Source organism: Candidatus Vallotiella hemipterorum (assembly GCF_910593725.1).
GTDB classification, from domain to species: Bacteria; Pseudomonadota; Gammaproteobacteria; order Burkholderiales; family Burkholderiaceae; genus Mycetohabitans; species Mycetohabitans hemipterorum.
In genome coordinates this window covers 201,179-220,593 of the sequence record NZ_OU343031.1, presented here as the reverse complement: position 1 = coordinate 220,593, position 19,415 = coordinate 201,179, and the positions used below count along the sequence as shown (strand labels likewise).

General features: G+C 46.2%; 16 protein-coding genes. 5 read left to right on the top strand and 11 right to left on the bottom strand.

Annotated elements, in window-relative coordinates; all coding sequences use genetic code 11:
* Positions 1–345 precede the first annotated feature (345 nt).
* Together KW136_RS00745 and KW136_RS00740 are read left to right on the top strand one after the other, a co-directional pair.
* Positions 346–1,536 carry an MFS transporter gene (locus KW136_RS00745; RefSeq protein WP_216796472.1) on the top strand — a complete coding sequence of 397 codons (1,191 nt, stop codon included), beginning with the start codon at positions 346–348 and terminating at the stop codon, positions 1,534–1,536.
* Between the two features lie 686 nt (positions 1,537–2,222).
* A complete protein-coding gene (locus KW136_RS00740) occupies positions 2,223–4,055 on the top strand; it encodes a glycoside hydrolase family 15 protein (protein ID WP_216796470.1) in 1,833 nt (610 codons plus the stop codon).
* Positions 4,056–4,337: 282 nt separating this feature from the next.
* On the opposite strand, the gene KW136_RS00735 is transcribed toward KW136_RS00740, so the two are convergent.
* Both KW136_RS00735 and KW136_RS00730 read right to left on the bottom strand, forming a co-directional pair.
* Positions 4,338–5,099: an ABC transporter permease gene (locus tag KW136_RS00735; protein ID WP_216796468.1), complete on the bottom strand. Its 762-nt coding sequence runs from the start codon at positions 5,097–5,099 to the stop codon at positions 4,338–4,340.
* Positions 5,099–6,049 carry an ABC transporter ATP-binding protein gene (locus tag KW136_RS00730; RefSeq protein ID WP_216796466.1) on the bottom strand — a complete coding sequence of 317 codons (951 nt, stop codon included), beginning with the start codon at positions 6,047–6,049 and terminating at the stop codon, positions 5,099–5,101. Before KW136_RS00730 ends, KW136_RS00735 begins: the two co-directional genes overlap by 1 nt.
* Before the next feature lie 218 nt (positions 6,050–6,267).
* Here KW136_RS00730 and KW136_RS00725 point away from each other — a divergent pair, with 218 nt between their 5' ends.
* The 3 genes from KW136_RS00725 (at position 6,268) to KW136_RS00715 (ending at position 8,813) form a co-directional block, all read left to right on the top strand.
* A complete protein-coding gene (locus KW136_RS00725; RefSeq protein ID WP_420885631.1) occupies positions 6,268–7,113 on the top strand; it encodes a metal ABC transporter solute-binding protein, Zn/Mn family in 846 nt (281 codons plus the stop codon).
* A gap of 5 nt (positions 7,114–7,118) precedes the next feature.
* On the top strand, positions 7,119–7,937 hold the full coding sequence (locus KW136_RS00720; RefSeq protein ID WP_216796462.1) for a metal ABC transporter ATP-binding protein: 819 nt from the start codon (positions 7,119–7,121) through the stop codon (positions 7,935–7,937).
* 81 nt (positions 7,938–8,018) lie between these two features.
* Positions 8,019–8,813, top strand: coding sequence for a metal ABC transporter permease (locus KW136_RS00715; RefSeq protein ID WP_216797366.1), 795 nt, complete (start codon positions 8,019–8,021; stop codon positions 8,811–8,813).
* A 905-nt stretch (positions 8,814–9,718) separates the two neighbouring features.
* Here the strand turns inward: KW136_RS00715 and KW136_RS00710 are convergent.
* The 9 genes from KW136_RS00710 to KW136_RS00670 all read right to left on the bottom strand — a co-directional run bounded on the left by KW136_RS00710 (position 9,719) and on the right by KW136_RS00670 (position 19,149).
* Positions 9,719–10,834, bottom strand: coding sequence for an L-threonylcarbamoyladenylate synthase (locus KW136_RS00710; protein ID WP_216796460.1), 1,116 nt, complete (start codon positions 10,832–10,834; stop codon positions 9,719–9,721).
* The gene (locus KW136_RS00705) at positions 10,831–11,985 is read right to left on the bottom strand and encodes a 5-(carboxyamino)imidazole ribonucleotide synthase (protein WP_246583190.1); all 1,155 of its coding nucleotides are present in this window, start codon (positions 11,983–11,985) and stop codon (positions 10,831–10,833) included. Before KW136_RS00705 ends, KW136_RS00710 begins: the two co-directional genes overlap by 4 nt.
* Before the next feature lie 203 nt (positions 11,986–12,188).
* The gene (purE, locus tag KW136_RS00700; protein ID WP_216796458.1) at positions 12,189–12,761 is read right to left on the bottom strand and encodes a 5-(carboxyamino)imidazole ribonucleotide mutase; all 573 of its coding nucleotides are present in this window, start codon (positions 12,759–12,761) and stop codon (positions 12,189–12,191) included.
* 12 nt (positions 12,762–12,773) lie between these two features.
* Complete coding sequence (locus KW136_RS00695; RefSeq protein ID WP_216796456.1) at positions 12,774–13,670, bottom strand: phosphoribosylaminoimidazolesuccinocarboxamide synthase; 897 nt, start codon at positions 13,668–13,670, stop codon at positions 12,774–12,776.
* A 145-nt stretch (positions 13,671–13,815) separates the two neighbouring features.
* Complete coding sequence (fba, locus tag KW136_RS00690) at positions 13,816–14,874, bottom strand: class II fructose-bisphosphate aldolase (RefSeq protein WP_216796455.1); 1,059 nt, start codon at positions 14,872–14,874, stop codon at positions 13,816–13,818.
* Between the two features lie 184 nt (positions 14,875–15,058).
* Complete coding sequence (gene pyk / locus KW136_RS00685) at positions 15,059–16,495, bottom strand: pyruvate kinase (RefSeq protein ID WP_216796454.1); 1,437 nt, start codon at positions 16,493–16,495, stop codon at positions 15,059–15,061.
* A gap of 180 nt (positions 16,496–16,675) precedes the next feature.
* Positions 16,676–17,869: a phosphoglycerate kinase gene (locus KW136_RS00680; RefSeq protein WP_216796453.1), complete on the bottom strand. Its 1,194-nt coding sequence runs from the start codon at positions 17,867–17,869 to the stop codon at positions 16,676–16,678.
* A 201-nt stretch (positions 17,870–18,070) separates the two neighbouring features.
* On the bottom strand, positions 18,071–18,397 hold the full coding sequence (locus tag KW136_RS00675) for an AzlD domain-containing protein (protein ID WP_216796452.1): 327 nt from the start codon (positions 18,395–18,397) through the stop codon (positions 18,071–18,073).
* Positions 18,394–19,149, bottom strand: coding sequence for an AzlC family ABC transporter permease (locus tag KW136_RS00670; RefSeq protein WP_216796451.1), 756 nt, complete (start codon positions 19,147–19,149; stop codon positions 18,394–18,396). The genes KW136_RS00675 and KW136_RS00670 overlap by 4 nt, the downstream gene beginning before the upstream one ends.
* Between the last annotated feature and the right edge of the window lie 266 nt (positions 19,150–19,415).

Genomic DNA, 19,415 nt, shown 5'->3' with positions numbered 1-19,415 from the left:
TATATTGAATTCGAAAAACTATATCCGTCGCTTTGCTATTCAGTTTAGACTGACAACTAATTTTATAGTGAGTAATACTCTGCGCAGTCAGCACCACGCTGTCTAAAACCGGCAAGAAGGACTATGTAATTTGGTCTCAGATAATTAGGAATACGGGCACTACTGAGATTTTAGATTAGCTGGTTTGATATTTTTCACATAGCCAAATAGCGGACTACCGGCCGATGTAGAATTCCCCTAAGACACCCTAAGCATAATCCGCGGAGCTTGATGTCATTCAATGTATATACAACAGAATAAGAGAGAAGGTTTCATCATTGGCACACAGACGCCCATGATACTCGAATGAAAGTTATCTTTACACGCGACTTTTTCGCGTTAATGACTAGCGTTGCTATCGTCGGACTAGGAATCGGTGCCACGTTTCCTCTCACTGCTATGGCGTTGATACAAGCTGGCTATGGTTCAGACGTGATTGGCATTCTTACTGCTGCGCAGGCGGGAGGCGGGCTCGTGATCGTTACATTTGTGGAGCGTATTACATCGCGTATCGGCGCACGCAGAACCATTATTAGCACGGTGTTGATAACGTCGCTCGCGACTCTTGTAATGCAAGCGACAGCTAATATTATTGCATGGACTATCCTGAGAGCAATCTCAGGTGCTGCTTTAATGCTACTTTTTACGATCACTGAAGTCTGGGTGCACCAACTTGTTCTCGATCAATCGCGCGGTCGCATCATTGCGCTGTATACGGCTAACTTTACCTTATTCCAGATGGCCGGACCCCTACTTGTTAGTATAATTGCCTATTATCCTAAATGGCGTTTTGCATTATGCGCCCTAATCTTCCTTCTAGCTCTGCCCGGACTATGGATAATGCGAATCGCACCTGATATTAACCTAGCCGACGATAAACCTCGTGATACCTGGAAAACAGTATTACCACGCATGCTTGCACCGATTGCTGGTGCGAGCTTTTTTGCTTTGTTTGATACACTAGCATTGTCATTGCTGCCGTTGTTCGCGCTCCATCATAATGTCTTAACAGAAATGGCTGTTGTATGTGGGTCCGCGATCGCACTCGGTGAAACTATATGCTCATTTTTCTTTGGGTGGCTAGCTGATCAGGTCGGCCGGGAACGTGTACACCTGAGCGCAGCACTAGTTGTAACTCTGTTGTTGCTAATATTGCCCGCGGTTGCTTCGCAGCCATGGCTATGTTGGCCTGTACTGATCCTGCTTGGCGGGGCTGCGGGGGGGGTATACACGTTATCCTTGGCGGCAGTCGGGGAACGTTTCTCTGGTCCGTTGCTAGTTACCGCTAGCTCTTTGATCAGTGCGTCATGGGGCGTAGCCAGTTGTTTAGGACCGATAGTTACTGGCGCGCTAATGCGTATGATCAGCCCTGATGCACTGATCGTCGTACTGTTTTTGAGTATTATCCTCTTTATCTGCGCACATCTTCGAGAACAGTATACAGCTCGGGTTTCCGACGTAAGGCTAAAAACTTTTAAACTACCCACAAGTCATTAGATTAAGTGGAAAGCTACCACCCATATTATCATCTTTCGAGTAAGAGCATATTAATGCTGCGGAATAGTATCACCGTTGCTTAATCTAATTCTGAGCCCCATTTACCTTTTAGGGAGTCTAGCAGCATTGATTAGCTATAAAAATAGCTAATTATTTGGCTAAGTTAGATCGTATTACTTTATCGATTAGATAATAATAGAAACTGCTTTTATTTCTCTAATATTTCTTCAAATTCCTTCTGGACTCTTCGCTGCTGCATGTTATCAGCATTTTAATTCAGTAGATGTTGCTATTTAATTGCGCAAAGGCGCGAGGACGGTACAATAGACCTCGACTCCTCTCTTAATAGTAACAACTAAACAGCCTGTTATATGGGTGGTTATTAATCTGACTGCGCAAGTCTCAATGATTGACGACTCTCTACGAATAGGGTGAAAGCATCGATATAGTATGGGCAGGCGTGCCACCAGATTATCTAACCGTCACCTATCTCTAGTAACTGCCTTCGTACTGTATATGTCAAAGTTTACATCACTTAAGTGCGTGTCAAGTTTAGTAACTGATGCAGTGTGCAGTCTTGCGCGACACCGAAAAGCTAGCGCAGACTGCACACTGTACGTGGTAAAGCTTCACATGCCGTAGACGCATCTTCCCTATCCAAACTTAGAACGCTAAGGTATTTTACGATGATCCTGTCTTCTACCGAGTCATCCCCGACCCCCTCCCTCCGTACTGCCTCCCATCGCTCGCTCGATCTCGGCGTTATTGGCAATTGTGCATTCAGTGCACTGATTGATAAGATGGGTTGCATTGTCTGGAGCTGCTTGCCGCGATTTGATAGTGATCCGGTCTTTAACGCACTCATTGATACCTCAGATCATGCTAGTTTATGGGGTATAAAAATTGAGAAATATGAGCGTAGTGAGCAGTTCTACGAGCCAAACACCGCTGTGCTTCGTACGTGCTTATATGACATAAATGGGCAGGGTATTGAGATTACTGACTTCGCGCCACGATTCTATTCACGTGGGCGTTATTTCCGCCCAACAACGATCGTGCGCCGCGTGAAGCCCTTAGAAGGCGCAGTACGTATTACAGTACAGCTACGCCCCCGTTTTAACTGGGGCCAGTTGCCACCTATAATCACACAAGACAGCCACTATATCCGCTACGTTGGCCCTACGCAAATGCTGAGGCTCACGACTGACGCGCCATTATCGTACATTGCCTCAGAGCAGCAATTTCTGCTTGATCGAGAGGCTAATTTTATCTTTGGACCGGATGAAATACTGACTGCAGATATTAAGAATATCGTGCATGATTTTGAGCAAAATACTATCCAGTACTGGCGTGAGTGGAGCAGCCGGCTTGCGATATCTCTAGAATGGCAAGATGCGGTAATTCGAGCAGCTATCACGCTAAAGCTGTCTCTTTTTGAGGATACTGGTGCGATTATTGCGGCAATGACTACTAGCATTCCGGAAGCGCCAAATAGTAGTCGTAACTGGGACTACCGATATTGCTGGCTACGCGATGCATTCTTTGTGGTACGTGCGCTAAACAGTTTATCTGAAGTTAGCACTATGGAAAATTACTTACGCTGGTTACAAAATATTGTATTGCGATCCAAGGGAGGGCACATCAAACCACTCTACGGTATTGGTCTCGAAGAGTCGCTTCCAGAGTCGATTGTTGAGCATTTGGATGGGTACCGCGGTCAAGCACCAGTACGTGTTGGCAATCAGGCATACGAGCACTTCCAGCACGATGTATACGGTAATATCATCTTAGGTGCGGCACAGGCTTTCTATGATCGGCGCTTAATGCGCCCAGCCGGGCTATCCGAGTTTGAGCATTTAGAGTCTGTGGGGGAGCATGCCTATAAAATATATAAGCAACCAGATGCCGGCATGTGGGAGCTTCGGTCGCGTGCTCGCATTCATACTTCATCGGTATTAATGAACTGGGCCGCTTGCGATCGGCTTGCAAAAATCGCACATACGCTTGGGCTACTTAAGCGCGAAATGCTGTGGCGTGATCGCGCTGACAAGATCCGTGAATATTTGCTAGATAACGCGTGGAACGAGGCTCGTGGCGCATTTGCTGAAAGCGTTGGTGGACGAGATTTAGATGCAAGCGTGCTCCTGATGGCTGAAGTCAACATGATTAACTCAAAAGATCCGCGCTTTATATCCACTGTTGAAGCACTAGAGCGATCACTATGCGATGGCCCCTACATGCGACGCTATGAAGCACCAGACGATTTTGGAAAGCCTGAAACCGCATTTAATATCTGCACATTTTGGCGTATTGATGCACTAGCTAGAATTGGTCGTCGTGAGGAAGCCCGCGTAATCTTCGAAGCAATGCTGGCATCGCGGAACCATCTTGGTTTACTATCCGAAGACACGCATCCAGTTACTGGTGAAATGTGGGGAAACTTTCCGCAAACCTACTCAATGGTGGGTATTATCAACTGCGCAATGCGACTTTCCGTACCGTGGGATTCTGTTATTTGAGCGTGGATTTTAACACACAAACAGCGCCCCCATTCGGGGAAACGAATTTTCGTAATCTCCCAGTTAATATGCGTATTTTTTGGTAAAAAAGCTCTAAGCGCGCTGGAGCTGAAGAAGACTTCTACGAAGCGGGGGTAATAATTTTAGGCTAAAACTAGCGCCACCTTCCTCAGGTTCAGCTATGCATCCCCGCTGAGTAGATTGTCGAATGAGGGCGTTGTTTGTAATATTAATATTGTATATATGTATCAATACTAACCACTAATCAGTGACTAACATTTTTTAGCTCTTCAGGCGATATCCAGTTTTGAAGATCCACGCGACTATTCCTATAAATATAACTAGACATGAGATTGTTACGCCTAGGCAAGTGATAATATTTACCTGAGCTTCAGCTCGAAAACTCCAACGCAACCCACTAACTAGATATACTACTGGGTTAAATAGCGCTACCGTGCGCCAAAACGGCGGTAGCATATTAACCGAATAAAAGCTGCCGCCAAGAAATGTCAACGGTGTGATAATGAGCAGCGGCACAAACTGTAACTTCTCGAAGTTGTCGGCCCACACGCCGATAATAAAGCCGAACAGTGCGAATGTGAATGCGGTCAGCAGCAAAAATAACAGCATAAAACCCGGATGGTTAATCTGGATCGGAACGAACAAATGGGCGGTAGCTAGGATAATTAATCCCAGCATAACCGACTTGGTCGCAGCAGCACCGACGTAGCCAATTATAATCTCGACATACGATACTGGTGCGGATAAAAGCTCGTATATAGTGCCAGTAAAACGTGGAAAGTAGATACCAAACGAGGCGTTCGAGATACTTTGCGTAAGCAAAGATAGCATGATGAGTCCGGGCACAATAAATGCCCCATAGCTCATACCATTAACATACTGGATACGAGAGCCGATGGTCGTACCGAAGACGATAAAATACAGAGACGTCGAAATTACAGGCGATACTACGCTTTGCATCAGAGTCCGCCAAGTACGAGCCATCTCAAAGCAGTAAATTGCACGAATTGCATATATATTCATCACGTCGCTTCCTTTCGGGGTAGTTCGTGACACCTTTCTATAAGGTTCACGAAGATATCCTCTAGCGAGCTTTGTGTCGTCTGCAGGTCTTTAAAGACGATATTTTCATCATCCAGCGCTCGTAGTAATTCAATGATGTTAGCGTGTTCTGCGTGCTCATCATAAGTATAGATCAGCTCGTTACCTCCACGCGCCAGCTCGAGTCCATATACGGCAAGCTTCTTCGGAACGCTCTGTAGGGCCATATGTAACTGAAGCGTCAGCTGCTTTTTACCAAGCTTACGCATTAACTCTGTCTTATGATCGACAAGAATAATCTCGCCGTTACGGATTACACCGATGCGGTCAGCCATTTCCTCGGCTTCATCGATATAGTGCGTAGTCAAGATTATTGTCACGCCGCTGTCGCGCAAAGACCGTACGAGTCTCCACATGTCGCGTCGCAACTCGACATCTACGCCGGCCGTTGGCTCATCTAGGAATAATATACGTGGTTCATGCGATAATGCTTTAGCAATCATTACGCGGCGCTTCATACCGCCGGACAACGTTCGGATTTTATTGTCTTTTTTATCCCAGAGTGACAGCTCTTTCAAAACTTTTTCAATATACACAGGATTAGCTGGTTTACCAAATAAGCCGCGACTAAATGAGACTGTTCGCCATACCGATTCAAATGTATCGGTGGTTAGCTCTTGTGGCAATAACCCAATAGTTGAGCGTGCGGCTCGGTAATTGGTCACTATGTCATAGCCGTCAACTATGACGCGCCCCTTACTTGGATTGACGATGCCGCAGATAATACTAATTAGCGTCGTCTTGCCAGCACCATTTGATCCGAGCAGCGCAAAGATCTCGCTACGCTGGATATCAAGATTAATGTTGTGTAGCGCCCGGAATCCAGACGCATACGTTTTTGAGAGATTAGATATAGAAAGAATCGTGTGCATGACCTGGACAATAGCAGAAGCTATTGTTTTTTTCAGCCTTGACTCTCTTCTAAAATACGTTGTTCGTGATTTTGATACGAGAAAGTAGATAAATGTTATGTTATAATATTTTATATTGAGCGCTCATACGAGTCTACCCGCGCTTGCGGTACAAATCTCTTCGGAACCGTTTAATGAAACGCCTTATTACAACCGCTGCGTCATTAGTTGCCCTCTACATGCCGCCACTCACTGGGATAGCGGCATGCAATGTTAGCCCCCAGACGATTCAAGTTATTGCAGTCGAGAACTTTTATGGAGAGCTGGTGCAAACGCTAGGTGGTCCTTATGTATCGGTTAAAAGTATCCTAAGCAACCCTAACCAGGATCCGCATCTATTTGAAGCTAGCCCAAGTATCGCTCGGGAATATGCCTCCGCGCAACTGCTTATCTACAATGGTGCAAACTATAATCCATGGCTGCCTAAGTTGCTTTCTGGCTCACGAGAAAACCAGCAGCCGCATACAAAAATTGTTGTTGCTGATCTTATCGGTAAAAAGCCAGGCGACAATCCACACCTATGGTACCTACCTAAGACTATGCCAACAGTAGCACGTGCAGTTAATGCGTTCCTTATACAAACAGATCCAGAGCATAAAGCAGACTATGCTATCCGGTTGACTAAATTTATTAACTCGCTCAAGCCAATCAATCAAAAAATTGCGGAATTAAAACAATGCTATCAGGGCGTGCCTGTGACAGCTACCGAACCTGTATTTAGCTATATGGCCGAAGCTATTGGCTTAACGATGCACAACAAACGTTTTCAGCTTGCTACAATGAACAAAACAGAGCCTAGCGCCGCTGATATTGCGGCCTTCGAGCGTGACTTAAGTAGGCGGCAGGTAAAAGTACTGATTTACAACAGCCAAGCTAGCGATATGTTAACTCAGCAGATGTTAAAGATTGCGCAGCAGTCACATGTGCCGACGGTGCGCGTTACTGAAACAAAGCCATATGGCAGAACATACTGCCAATGGATGCTGGAACAACTTGACGCCCTGCAAAAAGCGTTAAAAGGATAATTTTAATGATTGAACCAGCAATCGAGCTAAATTGCGTCACGATTAAATTAGGTACGCGGTGCGTGCTTGATAATATTAGCTTTACAGTAAATAAAGGTGAATTTATTGGCCTACTAGGCCCTAACGGTTCCGGGAAAACTACGCTAATGCGAACACTACTCGGACTTTCTCCTATTGCTCATGGTAGACTACGAGTACTTAAAAATCGAGTCACATTTGGCAATACCGCAATCGGCTATATGCCACAAGTACGTAACACAGCGATAGCTCAGCGTCTTTCCGGCCGAGACTTTATAGCATGCGCGTTCAATGGGAACCGCTTAGGGGTAACATTATCCCGGAGCCGAAAACGTCGAACTGTGGACGACGTTCTAGCGATCGTTGGCGCGTCTACGCTAGCTGAGCGACCTTTCGTAGAATTATCTGGCGGTGAACGTCAGCGTCTCCTATTAGCACAATGCCTTCTCGGACAGCCTAAACTACTATTGCTAGATGAGCCATTAATTAGCTTGGATCCAAATCACCAAGCTAGCGTTGTCGAATTAGTGCGACGAGTACAACGTCAATTAGGCATTACTATCTTGTTTAGCGCTCATGAACTTAATCCGCTGCTTAATGTTATTGACCGCGTCCTCTACCTAGGTAATAGCCTTGCTGTGCTCGGCACTGTCGATCAGGTTATTACGCCATCAGTACTATCACGGTTGTATGGCGGCGTGCCAATCGACGTGATACGAATTTCTGGACGGATCTTTGTCATGTTCGGAGGCATAGAAATAGAGCAATGCCACCACTCACACAATTATAACAGTGTATATGTATAACGCGCTGCTTCAGCCTTTGGCCCTGATTTCTGTTAATAGCGTACTAGTTTAACTGCAATATCGTGCTACGCGGAATGTATGATGTTTGAATATGAGTTTATGATGAACGCCTTTGTGGCGTCTGGTATTGCTGCGATCGTTTCCGGAGTCGTCGGCTTTTTTCTGGTTCTGCGCCAGCAGGTCTTTGCCGGACATGCGCTAGCGCATCTCGGATTTACTGGCGCTACAGGCGCAGCACTACTCGGCATTTCACCGCTTTGGGGTATGATCGCCTTTACGGTTGTAGCTGGTCTTGCGATGGGTGCTCTCGGCGGACGTCTATCTGGATATGACATCGCTATCAGTATTACGCTATCGCTATCCCTCGGCTCTGGCCTGCTCTTTCTCCATTTTTTTACCGCCTATGCAACACAGGTTACTGTGCTGCTATTTGGTAGCATACTAGGTGTAAATACTAGTATGCTTATATCGCTCGCGTGGCTAGCACTATTAGTCTTTACTGCCTTAACGGTAATTGCACGGCCTCTAATTTTCTCGAGCCTACAGCCAGAGTTAGCCGAAGCCAAAGGCGTGTCTTTGCGCTCCATATCGATGCTATTTCTAGCAATTGTCGCTATCGCGGTTGCACAATGCACACAAATTGTCGGTATGCTGCTTGTATTTACACTCATGGTAGGGCCAGCTGCTGCTGCTCAGAACCTTACAAATCGAATTAGTTCTGGCATAGTATGCGCAGCTCTGTTCTCGCTTATGCAGGCATGGATCGGTATTACGTTAGCGTTCTACACTGACTGGCCAACAAGCTTTTGGATCAGCACGCTATCCACTATCGTGTATGGTGTTAGTGTGTTAATAAAATGGTGGCGCAGAACATAACTGTTTATAATCAATATCTTATTTTACTTACCGGCGGCCAATTTCTCGGCCGCTTAGCGCGCAGCGGCCGAGAACTAGTTTCATGCCCTATGCATGCAGATATCTTTCCTTGAATTTATACCTTAAATATTAGAATGTTTCCTACTTTTGAGTCATAGGGAGCCGCCCTATGACCAAGCCTACCAGGTATTACTACGACTAGAGCATAAGTTATCAAACTAGTAATTGCCCATGCATGTCTATCAATTCTTAGAAAAGATTACCGGTGACGCACGAGGTGTATATAATAATGGAGTAATAGATAATTCCATCGTATTTCGTGGCCATTTGTATATCCAAGACATAAACGACCCTAAGCTTGTTCCAGAGGAAATAGATCTAATATATAAGGCTCACTAACAAAGAATTACTGCTTTAGAGGTGGTCTGATTTTAAATAAGCAGTGGTTTAATGCATCTACAAGTTATTTACCTACTGCAATAATAAAACCAACGCATCATATAATGTCTGTCTAGATTCACTACTATGCTCGTTTAGGTCGCTGTCATTTAGACTCAACTCGATTATTAATCTATCGCCTAAACAGTATTAAGTATGCCTTATCCGGTCTAACAATAAAATTAACTATATAAAAGACTTTATTAACAATGACTTGATAAAAAATCACAAAATGCATTACAGTGCTATAAATATTATGTACCGAATTCTAGGTGATCATAAATAGTGCCTAAGCACTAGCTTGGGAATTAGCTTTAGTAGAGGAGATATTTTGGAGGATTTAAACACTTTATTCTGATATCGCTACCTATGCGGTAACCAGCGCGTACGCTATCGGCCTATTATTAGCACTGAGTAACTTTATAATAAATTCTCTTCAGAAAGCTTTAGTGTAGAGCAGATAGTTATCAGGTATTTGGGCTACTTATAAGTATAGGGCCGTCGGATTTAAATGCTGCCTCCGCACGCTGCAGGCGGTCGTTAACTACAGTCCACTCAGAGGTAGATGGTAGTAGTTCAATAAAAATACGCAGCACGTTCAAACTATCTAGTTGCCGAAGCATCCGATAGAGTTTGTACTCATACGTGTACGGATTATTGGGCGCGATAAGGAACTCCAAGTTAGGCCGCCCACGTAATACATCGGCCTGGGGCAGGCTGTTGCTAGCGATAACCGCTAGTCGTTTATGCGACGAATACGATTCGACTGTATTTAGAATGTCCTCGATAGGCAGCAGTGAGATCGGCGTATGTGGCGCATAGTGTGCTTTCAGAGTGCCTGATGAGCGTGGCGCTGTGGCAATAGAACTATTACTAGGCAGCTGCGGTGCTATGCCCAGTACATCTGTGATTTGTTGCTGCGTAATTCGCCCCGGGCGTAGCAGAGATGGAAATCCACGAGATAGGTCGACAATCGTCGACTCAATACCAATGTCGCATGCCCCACCGTCTAATAGGTAGATACTATCGCCAAACGCATCTCGGACATGCTGAGCGATTGTTGGGCTTACATAGCCGAACTTATTCGCGGAAGGAGCGGCTATGCTGCTGTGGCCATGCCGCAAGTCAGAGAATGCGCGCAGTAACGCTTGAGCGACTGGATGCGACGGACATCGAAGTCCAATTGAATCCTGACCGCCACTTACCGCATTCGTAATTGTGGCAGCTCGCTTTAAGATTAAGGTTAACGGCCCAGGCCAAAAAGCATCTATTAGGCGTTGCGCTTCCAGGCTTATCGAGAGAACCCAGCGACCAGGATCATCACCTGATGCTAGATGTACGATAACCGGATGAGTTGCAGGACGATTCTTAACCTCGTAGATGCGCGCTACGGCCTGTAGATTGCAAGCATCTGCACCTAACCCGTATACTGTCTCAGTCGGAAACGCAACTAGTTCTCCTGCATCTAAGCGGCATACGGCAGCATCTATCGTGGCTAGTGTATAGTACTTCGGCGCATTACTATTAGTAGACGTTAGCGGTAGAGTATGGCATCCATCGCTATATCTTCGGATGTCGCTCATTCAAGTGGGATATGTAAAAGATTCATACAATTACGCGCTGCCGCCTGGGCTATGTGCAAGTCTGGAGCAGTTAGAGTCACATGGCCCATTTTTCGTCCAATACGAACTTCTTCTTTCGCATACAGATGCAGGTGTGCCCCCGGTATCTTAACAACCTTGTGCCATGGTGGCACGCGTAGCATTTTATCTGTAAACCATATATCTCCAAGCAAATTAAGCATCACTGCAGGCGAATGCTGGCGCGTGCAACCTAATGGCATGCCAGTCATCGCACGAACCTGCTGCTCAAACTGGTTTGATACACATGCGTTGATCGTATAGTGGCCAGAATTGTGAGGGCGAGGTGAAATTTCATTAGCTACCAGTGAGCCGTCTTTTAATACGAAGAACTCTACGCATAGCACGCCAACATGGTTTAATTTTTCTGCAATCGAAAGTGCTGCAGCCTGTACACGCCTAATGAGTGCAGTATCCCCAACTGGGGACGGTGAGATCGTCTGCGATAAGATGCCGTTACGATGAATATTTTGTACGATTGGAAACATTGCGGTTGTGCCATCTGTAGAACGTGCGATGATAGCTGAAATCTCATACGCAATCGGCAGTCGTTGTTCAAGGACACATGTAACACCACCTAGTGCTGCGTGCGCGGCTCGCACCTCATCTGGGTTGCATACGCTTTTTTGTCCTCTGCCATCATAACCCAGTCTCGCAGTCTTTAGGATACTTGGCAATACTACCGATAAAGACTTATCACAGAGAGTTCGCAGCGTAGCTGACGACTCGATTACTATATATGGCGCGACTGATACACCAGCTTTTTTTATCCAGAGCTTTTCGGCTATACGATCCTGTGCGATTGCGACACACCGCGCAGACGGACTAACGCAGGTTGTTTGTGCTAGCCAGTCTAGGCTAGCGGCAGGCACATTCTCGAACTCTGTCGATACTGCCGAGCATAGCCTTGCCATCTCAGTAAGTGCCTCGTAATTATTATACTCAGCACAAAAATGTCGATCCACAACACCACTTGCTGGACAGGTGATCTCCGGATCTAATACGGCGACACGGTAGCCCATTGCTTGTGCGGCAAAACAAAACATCCGGCCCAGTTGCCCGCCGCCAACTATACCTAACCATTTTCCAGGCATGATAGGCGCGCTTGCATACGCTGGGGGAGCGAATGTCGCTATATTAGTATACGCCGGCGAGAACGAATGCATGCCGTTTATAGGTAGATAGACATTTATCATCTTGTTAAAACAATAAAGTCGACAGGAATGGCCCCTTTAAGACAGGGAATATAATTTAATGCTAAAGACTATTAATAAGCATTTTAGCTTATGCTAATGCCTCAATCCGGGGGCAATACAATATCGCGTGCATCATTATTCTGATGCACGCGGAACATTTCAAGTTTAGAAGCGAAGTCCTCTGCATTAACTTGCGCGTTAATATTATATGTGCTTGAAAGCAACGCAATGGCAAATAATGCGGCATTAGCCGCACCAGCCGCACCGATCGCAAACGTAGCGACAGGTACACCTCTAGGCATTTGTACAATTGAGTATAAGGAGTCTATACCCCGCATGTACTTACTAGCCACTGGCACACCAAGCACTGGTATCGTCGTCTTAGACGCGAGCATGCCTGGAAGATGAGCGGCAGCACCCGCTCCTGCAATGATCGAGCGTAGTCCACGAGCCCGGGCGATCTGCGCGTAATCAAACATTTCATCTGGCATGCGATGCGCAGATAAGACGCGCGCTTCATAGGGCACGCTAAAATCACGAAGGATTGCCACCGCATTCCGCATCGTTTCCCAGTCCGATAATGACCCCATAACCACACCAACTAGCGGTCTTAAGTGACTATGTACATCACCAGGTTGTGCTAACTGCTCTGCTTGCTGTTGGACTTTATTCATTGCGCACTTACGCTATTGATATAAAAGCTGGCCAGTAAGCCTCCTAAGGGCTTCACGGTATTTTGCCGTAGTCTTATCGATTACCTCATGCGGTAGCTTAGGTACTGGTGGCGCCTTGTTCCAGGACTGACCTTCTAGCCAGTCACGCACGAATTGCTTGTCGAACGATAATGGATTACTGCCGACTTGGTATTGCTCCATAGACCAAAATCGAGAGGAATCGGCGGTTAAGACCTCATCCATTAGGCATAGAGTTCCATCGTCATCGAGCCCAAACTCAAACTTTGTATCTGCAATAATGATTCCTCGTGTGGCTGCGTACTCCGAAGCCATCTTGTACAGTGAAATGCTAATATCGCGAATGCACACTGCTAAATTAGTTCCAATACGCCGCTCAACCTCAGAAAATGTAATATTTTCATCGTGATAACCGATATTCGCTTTCAATGTCGGTGTAAAGATTGGCTCTGGTAGCTGTTGCGCGTTTTGTAGGCCTGCCGGCAGTGAGACTCCATACAAAGAACCGCTAGCTTGATAATCTTTCCAGCCTCGGCCAGCAAGATAGCCACGCACTACAGCCTCTAGCAAAATAGGCCGGAGTCGACGCACTACGACTGCACGGCCGACAACCTGCTGCACCTCATCAGGAGCGACAACACTTTCTGGCGCTATTCCAGTCAAGTGGTTTGGCACTACATGCGCAAGCTTGTCAAGCCAAAAATTAGTCATTTGGTTGAGAACTCGCCCCTTGTCTGGGATCGGCTCACCCAGAATCACATCGAATGCTGACAAGCGGTCGGTCGTCACAATTAAAAACTTGTCGTTGTCGATCGCATAATTATCACGAACCTTACCGCGACTTATTAGTAATAGCGAATTTAGCGTAGATTTATAAAGCACGGTAGGCATTGTGGAGTTCTATAAAGCAGAAAGGCCATTCTGCTGCTATGCAGGAACGGCACGTACTCAGCACTGAGAGATCTCCCCCCCGGTAACGTTGCTTTGAGGGAGCTCTTATACAACACGTATTAGGGCTGACCTGACGAAAATTAGCCTATATTTGCTGTAGCGCACCCGACTTATATTTCTTGGCAACTTTATTTAGCGACAACGGCTTAATCTTACTAGCTTGCCCTTCGCAACCGAACTGCAGATAGCGCTCTAGGCATATTTTTTTGACTGCTTCTCGTGCCGGTTTAAGGTAATCGCGCGGATCGAACTTACTTGGGTTCTCGAAAAAATAGCGTCGGATCGCACCAGTGATTGCTAGTCGTAGATCTGTATCGATATTAATCTTGCGCACACCGTGTTTGATGCCTTCCTGGATTTCCTCAACTGGTACACCATATGTTTCCTTTATATCACCACCAAATTTACGGATCTCCGCTAGTAGCTCTTGCGGCACTGATGAAGAGCCGTGCATTACTAGATGCGTATTCGGAATCCTCGCATGGATTTTTTTAATTTGATTGATAGCTAAAATATCACCGGTTGGCTTTTTCGTAAATTTATAAGCCCCGTGAGATGTACCAATTGCTATAGCTAGCGCATCGCACTGAGTCTTATTTACAAAGTCCGCTGCCTGCTCAATATCGGTTAGCAGTTGCTCCCGTGTTATTATTCCTTCTGCACCATGCCCGTCTTCTTTGGCACCAGTCATTGTCTCAAGTGAACCAAGTACGCCGAGTTCACATTCAGTCGTCACTCCAACCGAATGCGCAAACTCAGTCACTTGTTGTGACACCTTGACATTATATTCATAACTCGCAATTGACTTGCCGTCAGCTTGTAAAGAGCCGTCCATCATTACACTAGTAAAACCGTTGCAGATTGCCTCCATGCAAACTAACGGAGATTGCCCGTGGTCCTGATGCACTACAATCGGCAGGTGTGGATAAGACTCAACCGCCGCCTTAACTAGGTGACGCAGGAAAGCGCTACCGGCATATCTACGTGCGCCTGCCGATGCCTGCATAATTACCGGTGCACCCGCTTCGTCTGCAGCCGCCATAATCGCCTGCACTTGCTCGAGATTGTTAACGTTAAACGCTGGTAATCCATAATTGTTTTCGGCGGCGTGATCTAATAACTGACGCATAGATACGAGAGGCATATTTTACTCCTTCAATAATAATTTTTCCTGAACTAGACGCATCCCCTCCTTATTATAGATCGCATGCATTTATTCTATTGTGCCGTACGCTGCGAGCTATCTTGAATTGCGACCGTCTTATATTTGGGTTATTCACGATTATTAGACTTTGATCAGAACGCAATTGCGATAAAATCCCGAAACTTTAAGCGGAGTTACTGATTTTGACAATCTTTAGCATATTGGTACCTCCAGCCTGTCTCATAGGTTCACCTATAGTTAAGACAATAATATCGCCGCTCATAGCATAGCCGTTCTTCACTAGCACCTCGAGTGCTTGCTGTAGTGCTGTATCGTGATCAAGGCTCGATTCTAGGTGTAGCGGCACTACATTTCGGTACAATACCATTGTCCGCTCGCTAGCCAGACATGAAGTCAACGCATAAATCGGCACATGTAGCCAGTGACGGCTCATCCACAGCGCAGTGGCACCTGATTCAGTTAAGGCAACAATCGCTTTAGCACCAAGGTGAAACGCGGTAAATAGAGCACCCATCGCAATAGACTGATCGATTTGAGTAAATGTTCGATCCAAGAAATCCTTATCTAACTCGACCTTCTCAGACTTTTCCGCTTCTACGCAGATAGCCGCCATCGTCTCGATCGTTGAGACTGGATATTGACCAGATGCGGTCTCCGCAGATAGCATGACTGCATCGGTACCATCTAGAACTGCATTAGCCACGTCTGAGACTTCAGCGCGAGTCGGAACTGGATTTTGAATCATTGACTCCATCATTTGCGTGGCTGTAATAACGGTCTTATTCGCTTCCCGCGCCATTCGAATCATGCGCTTTTGCAACGCAGGTACCGCTGCATTACCAACCTCCACCGCTAAATCGCCACGCGCTACCATGATACCATCTGATGAATCAAGGATTTCTTGTAATGATGGAATTGCTTCGGCACGCTCAATTTTAGCTATCATCTTCGGTTTATGACCGTATGGCGCTCCGGCAATATTCACGAGCTGCCGGGCTATCTCCATATCCATCGCATTTTTAGGAAACGACACGGCAACTAAGTCCGCGCCAAGCGCCATAGCAATGGGTATATCTTCCATATCTTTTGCTGTCAGGGCGGGCGCCGACAGCCCTCCTCCCTGACGATTAATCCCTTTATTATTTGATAATTCACCACCTACCTTTACGCTTGTATGGATTTCATTACCAATCACGCGCTGCACACTCAACACGATGAGGCCATCATTAAGCAGTAAAATATCACCGGTGTTTAAATCTCTCGGTAGGTCCTTGTAGTCTAAACCGACTCGATTCTCATTGCCTAATTTGCATGCAGCATCTAGAACGAACGTAGCGCCCATGGAAAGTATTATTCGGCCGGCCTCGAATTTGCCGATTCGGATCTTAGGACCTTGTAGATCTGCCATGATTGCCACTTCACGACCCACCTGCCGCGCAGCTTCCCGTACAAGCTCAGCACGCTGGAGATGATCATTTGCGGTGCCGTGCGAAAAATTTAGTCGTACAACATCTAACCCTGCCGCTATCATTCGTAACAAAACGTCTAGCGAGCTAGATGCGGGTCCAATGGTAGCAACAATCTTAGTAGCACGATGCATAAGTCCTCTTAACTTAATAAAATTAGCGATGGTGAGGTCGATTGCTAGGAACGAATAGAATAGCGCTGGCACTATTCTAGAGCCTGCTGTGCAGGCTAAAACACCATACAGTATTAACGACGATTTTTAGCCAGGTTATATTCGTGACTATTTTTGAGCCAAAATTTCTAGCTTACAAACTTACAAACGGCTTTGTAGAATCTCGATTGCAGGTAGCGTCTCACCCCCAAGAAATGCAAGGAAAGCCCCTCCACCGGTTGAAACATAATTAATATTGTTATAAATACCATACTTCGTAATTGCTGCTAGAGTATCACCACCACCAGCAATGGAGAAAGCTTTTGACTTCGCGATAGCCTTCGAAAGAGTTTTCGTGCCGTTGCTAAACTGATCAAACTCGAACATACCAACGGGCCCGTTCCATAGGATAGTTCCGGCTTTTTCTAGATGTAGAGCTAGCTCAGCCGAAGTTTTCGGGCCAATATCTAGAATTATGTCGTCGTCAGCCACTTCGCGTACCAGCTTAGTTTGTGCCTGGGCACCGGGTACGAGTGTCTTGGCAGTTACTACATCAGTTGGAATGGGCACGGATGCCCCACGCGTTTGTGCAGCATTGATAATTGATCTACTCTCACCGACTAAAGCTAAGTCGGCCAGCGATTTTCCGATCGGCAGCCCAACGGCTAACATAAAAGTATTAGCGATCCCCCCGCCCACGATTAGTTGATCCACTTTCTCAGCAAGCGATCTCAGGATTTTGAGTTTTGTCGAAACTTTTGAGCCTGCAATGATTGCTACAAGCGGACGCTTCGGATTAGCTAGTGCTTTACTTAACGCATTGAGTTCTGACATAAGCAATGGACCAGCACAGGCAATTTTTGCGTACTTCGCGATCCCGTGCGTAGTCGCCTCTGCTCGGTGTGCGGTTCCGAATGCATCATTAACGTATATGTCACATAGCAAAGCCATTTTCTGCGCAAGTACATCCGAATTTTTTTTCTCGCCCAGATTAACCCGGCAATTCTCGAGGAGCACGATATTGCCAGGCGACACGCTTACACCATACTCAACCCAGTTGGTTACCAATGGTATATCACGACCGATTAACTGACTAAGTCGCCTAGCCACAGGCGCAAGAGAGTCTTTTGTCTTAAACTGTCCCTCGATGGGTCGACCTAGATGAGATGTCACCATTACTGCCGCTCCAGCATTAAGCGACTGGCGGATTGCCGGAACCGCTGCTTGAATACGGGTATCCTCGGTGATATTACCGGCACTATCTTGAGGAACGTTCAGGTCAGAACGGATAAATACACGCTGACCGCGCAGCTTTCTGTCTATGATAACATCGGTTAGACACAGAACTTGAGTCATAAGATTAGCTTGACAGAGCTTAAGAAGGGGTAAATTCTCTGCCTCGACTAGGCAGTGCGTGATGGGCGCTTAGCGAACTGAAGGGCAAATGAATAATGCGTACTAATGCGGTTAGCGAAGAACATGTAATTCTAGCGTATCGAATAATATACCTTAAAAATATTGAAAGCTCTGTAGAGTTAGACAGAGTGTGACAACTAATCAAGGACACCACAACCGAAGTGCCGTAAATGCTAGCATCCCAACGATGATCGTCTGAACCATACTCCGACGCCACAAGAACCAAAGCGTGCCTGCAACTGCACCATACCATGCATGGTTTTCAAGCCCAAAAGATAATCCTTGCGGCGTTATTGCAACATCCGGAATAACTACGGCGATCAGAGCTGCTGCTGGAGCATAACGCAATGCACGCAACACGCGCTCTGGCAACACAAGTCGATCTCCGCCTAACAGAAAAGCAGAACGGGTCACAGCAGTGACGATCATCATGCCGACGATCGCAAGCCAAATTTTGGTCGAACTCATTTCGATGCTCCAACGCCTCGTCTAACGCATTGTAAGATCTTTGCCCACTTACTATGAGCACAAGCATCTCCGATAACTCCAGCGAGTAGGGCGGCGAGAATAGAGATCGGCAATGATAGACGATATGGTAAGTCACTACTAATAAGTGAAACAATAGCTGCAATAACTACAGCCACCAGCATCGAGCGACCAGCAATCGCTGATACCATGATTGGTATCAGCGCAAGGGTACCCGCCAAGCTTAAGCCCCAGTCATCTAGAAAAAGGCTAGAAAGCACAATACCAAGAATAGAGGACAACTGCCATATAATCCAGCTTGATAATGCCATACCCCAGAAAAATGCTTCTTTACCAGGCTCATACCCTGGCTTAAAGCCACGCGCCTGGAACAATAAATAGAGCACGTCGCTATTAAAGTAGCCCAAAAGTAGACGGCGTGGCATCGACAGGTATGAAAAATGTAGTGCTAAACTGGCGCTAAACACGATAAATCGTGTATTAACCATCGCCGCAGTTAACAATACAGTCCACATCGGCAGCTTTACGGCAAGCAAGGGCAATACGGCAAGTTGAGCGGACCCAGCATACACGAGCAAAGACATTCCAAGTGCCTGCGGCATAGTCAGAACTGACTTACCCATAGCGATACCAGTCACTAGCCCCCAAGAAAATATTGCAGCAAAGGTCGGTGCATAAATGCGCATGCCATCGAAAAAGGCGGGGCGATCGATATCGGACAAACGGTGGAACATAGCAGCAACAGTGAATTAAGTGAAAAAAGCTGGCGCTTAGCAACTGCAACGCGACTTTCGATTACATTAAAACACAGATTATATGACTGGCCTGCTTATGCATCCACGAATTTATCTACTAACTAATCCGTTAGCATCTCACAAGCTACTACAAGATATGCGCTATATATACGTTAGGCATTGAATTAGAGCTAGAATAACATTCTTCGGCTAAGCTATCGCGCGTTCTGTGTATGCAGCTGATAATAGATACCGTAAGGAGAATC

Bases quoted from the DNA above. Each gene is read 5' to 3' on its own strand.
- KW136_RS00715 (WP_216797366.1), top strand. From the start codon at position 8,019: ATGTTTGAATATGAGTTTATGATGAACGCCTTTGTGGCGTCTGGTATT.
- pyk (WP_216796454.1), bottom strand. From the start codon at position 16,495: ATGCATCGTGCTACTAAGATTGTTGCTACCATTGGACCCGCATCTAGC.
- KW136_RS00705 (WP_246583190.1), bottom strand. From the start codon at position 11,985: ATGCCTGGAAAATGGTTAGGTATAGTTGGCGGCGGGCAACTGGGCCGG.
- KW136_RS00745 (WP_216796472.1), top strand. From the start codon at position 346: ATGAAAGTTATCTTTACACGCGACTTTTTCGCGTTAATGACTAGCGTT.
- KW136_RS00710 (WP_216796460.1), bottom strand. From the start codon at position 10,834: ATGAGCGACATCCGAAGATATAGCGATGGATGCCATACTCTACCGCTA.
- KW136_RS00735 (WP_216796468.1), bottom strand. From the start codon at position 5,099: ATGAATATATATGCAATTCGTGCAATTTACTGCTTTGAGATGGCTCGT.
- KW136_RS00725 (WP_420885631.1), top strand. From the start codon at position 6,268: ATGCCGCCACTCACTGGGATAGCGGCATGCAATGTTAGCCCCCAGACG.
- KW136_RS00675 (WP_216796452.1), bottom strand. From the start codon at position 18,397: ATGAGTTCGACCAAAATTTGGCTTGCGATCGTCGGCATGATGATCGTC.
- purE (WP_216796458.1), bottom strand. From the start codon at position 12,761: ATGAATAAAGTCCAACAGCAAGCAGAGCAGTTAGCACAACCTGGTGAT.
- fba (WP_216796455.1), bottom strand. From the start codon at position 14,874: ATGCCTCTCGTATCTATGCGTCAGTTATTAGATCACGCCGCCGAAAAC.
- KW136_RS00730 (WP_216796466.1), bottom strand. From the start codon at position 6,049: ATGCACACGATTCTTTCTATATCTAATCTCTCAAAAACGTATGCGTCT.
- KW136_RS00720 (WP_216796462.1), top strand. From the start codon at position 7,119: ATGATTGAACCAGCAATCGAGCTAAATTGCGTCACGATTAAATTAGGT.
- KW136_RS00680 (WP_216796453.1), bottom strand. From the start codon at position 17,869: ATGACTCAAGTTCTGTGTCTAACCGATGTTATCATAGACAGAAAGCTG.
- KW136_RS00670 (WP_216796451.1), bottom strand. From the start codon at position 19,149: ATGTTCCACCGTTTGTCCGATATCGATCGCCCCGCCTTTTTCGATGGC.
- KW136_RS00695 (WP_216796456.1), bottom strand. From the start codon at position 13,670: ATGCCTACCGTGCTTTATAAATCTACGCTAAATTCGCTATTACTAATA.
- KW136_RS00740 (WP_216796470.1), top strand. From the start codon at position 2,223: ATGATCCTGTCTTCTACCGAGTCATCCCCGACCCCCTCCCTCCGTACT.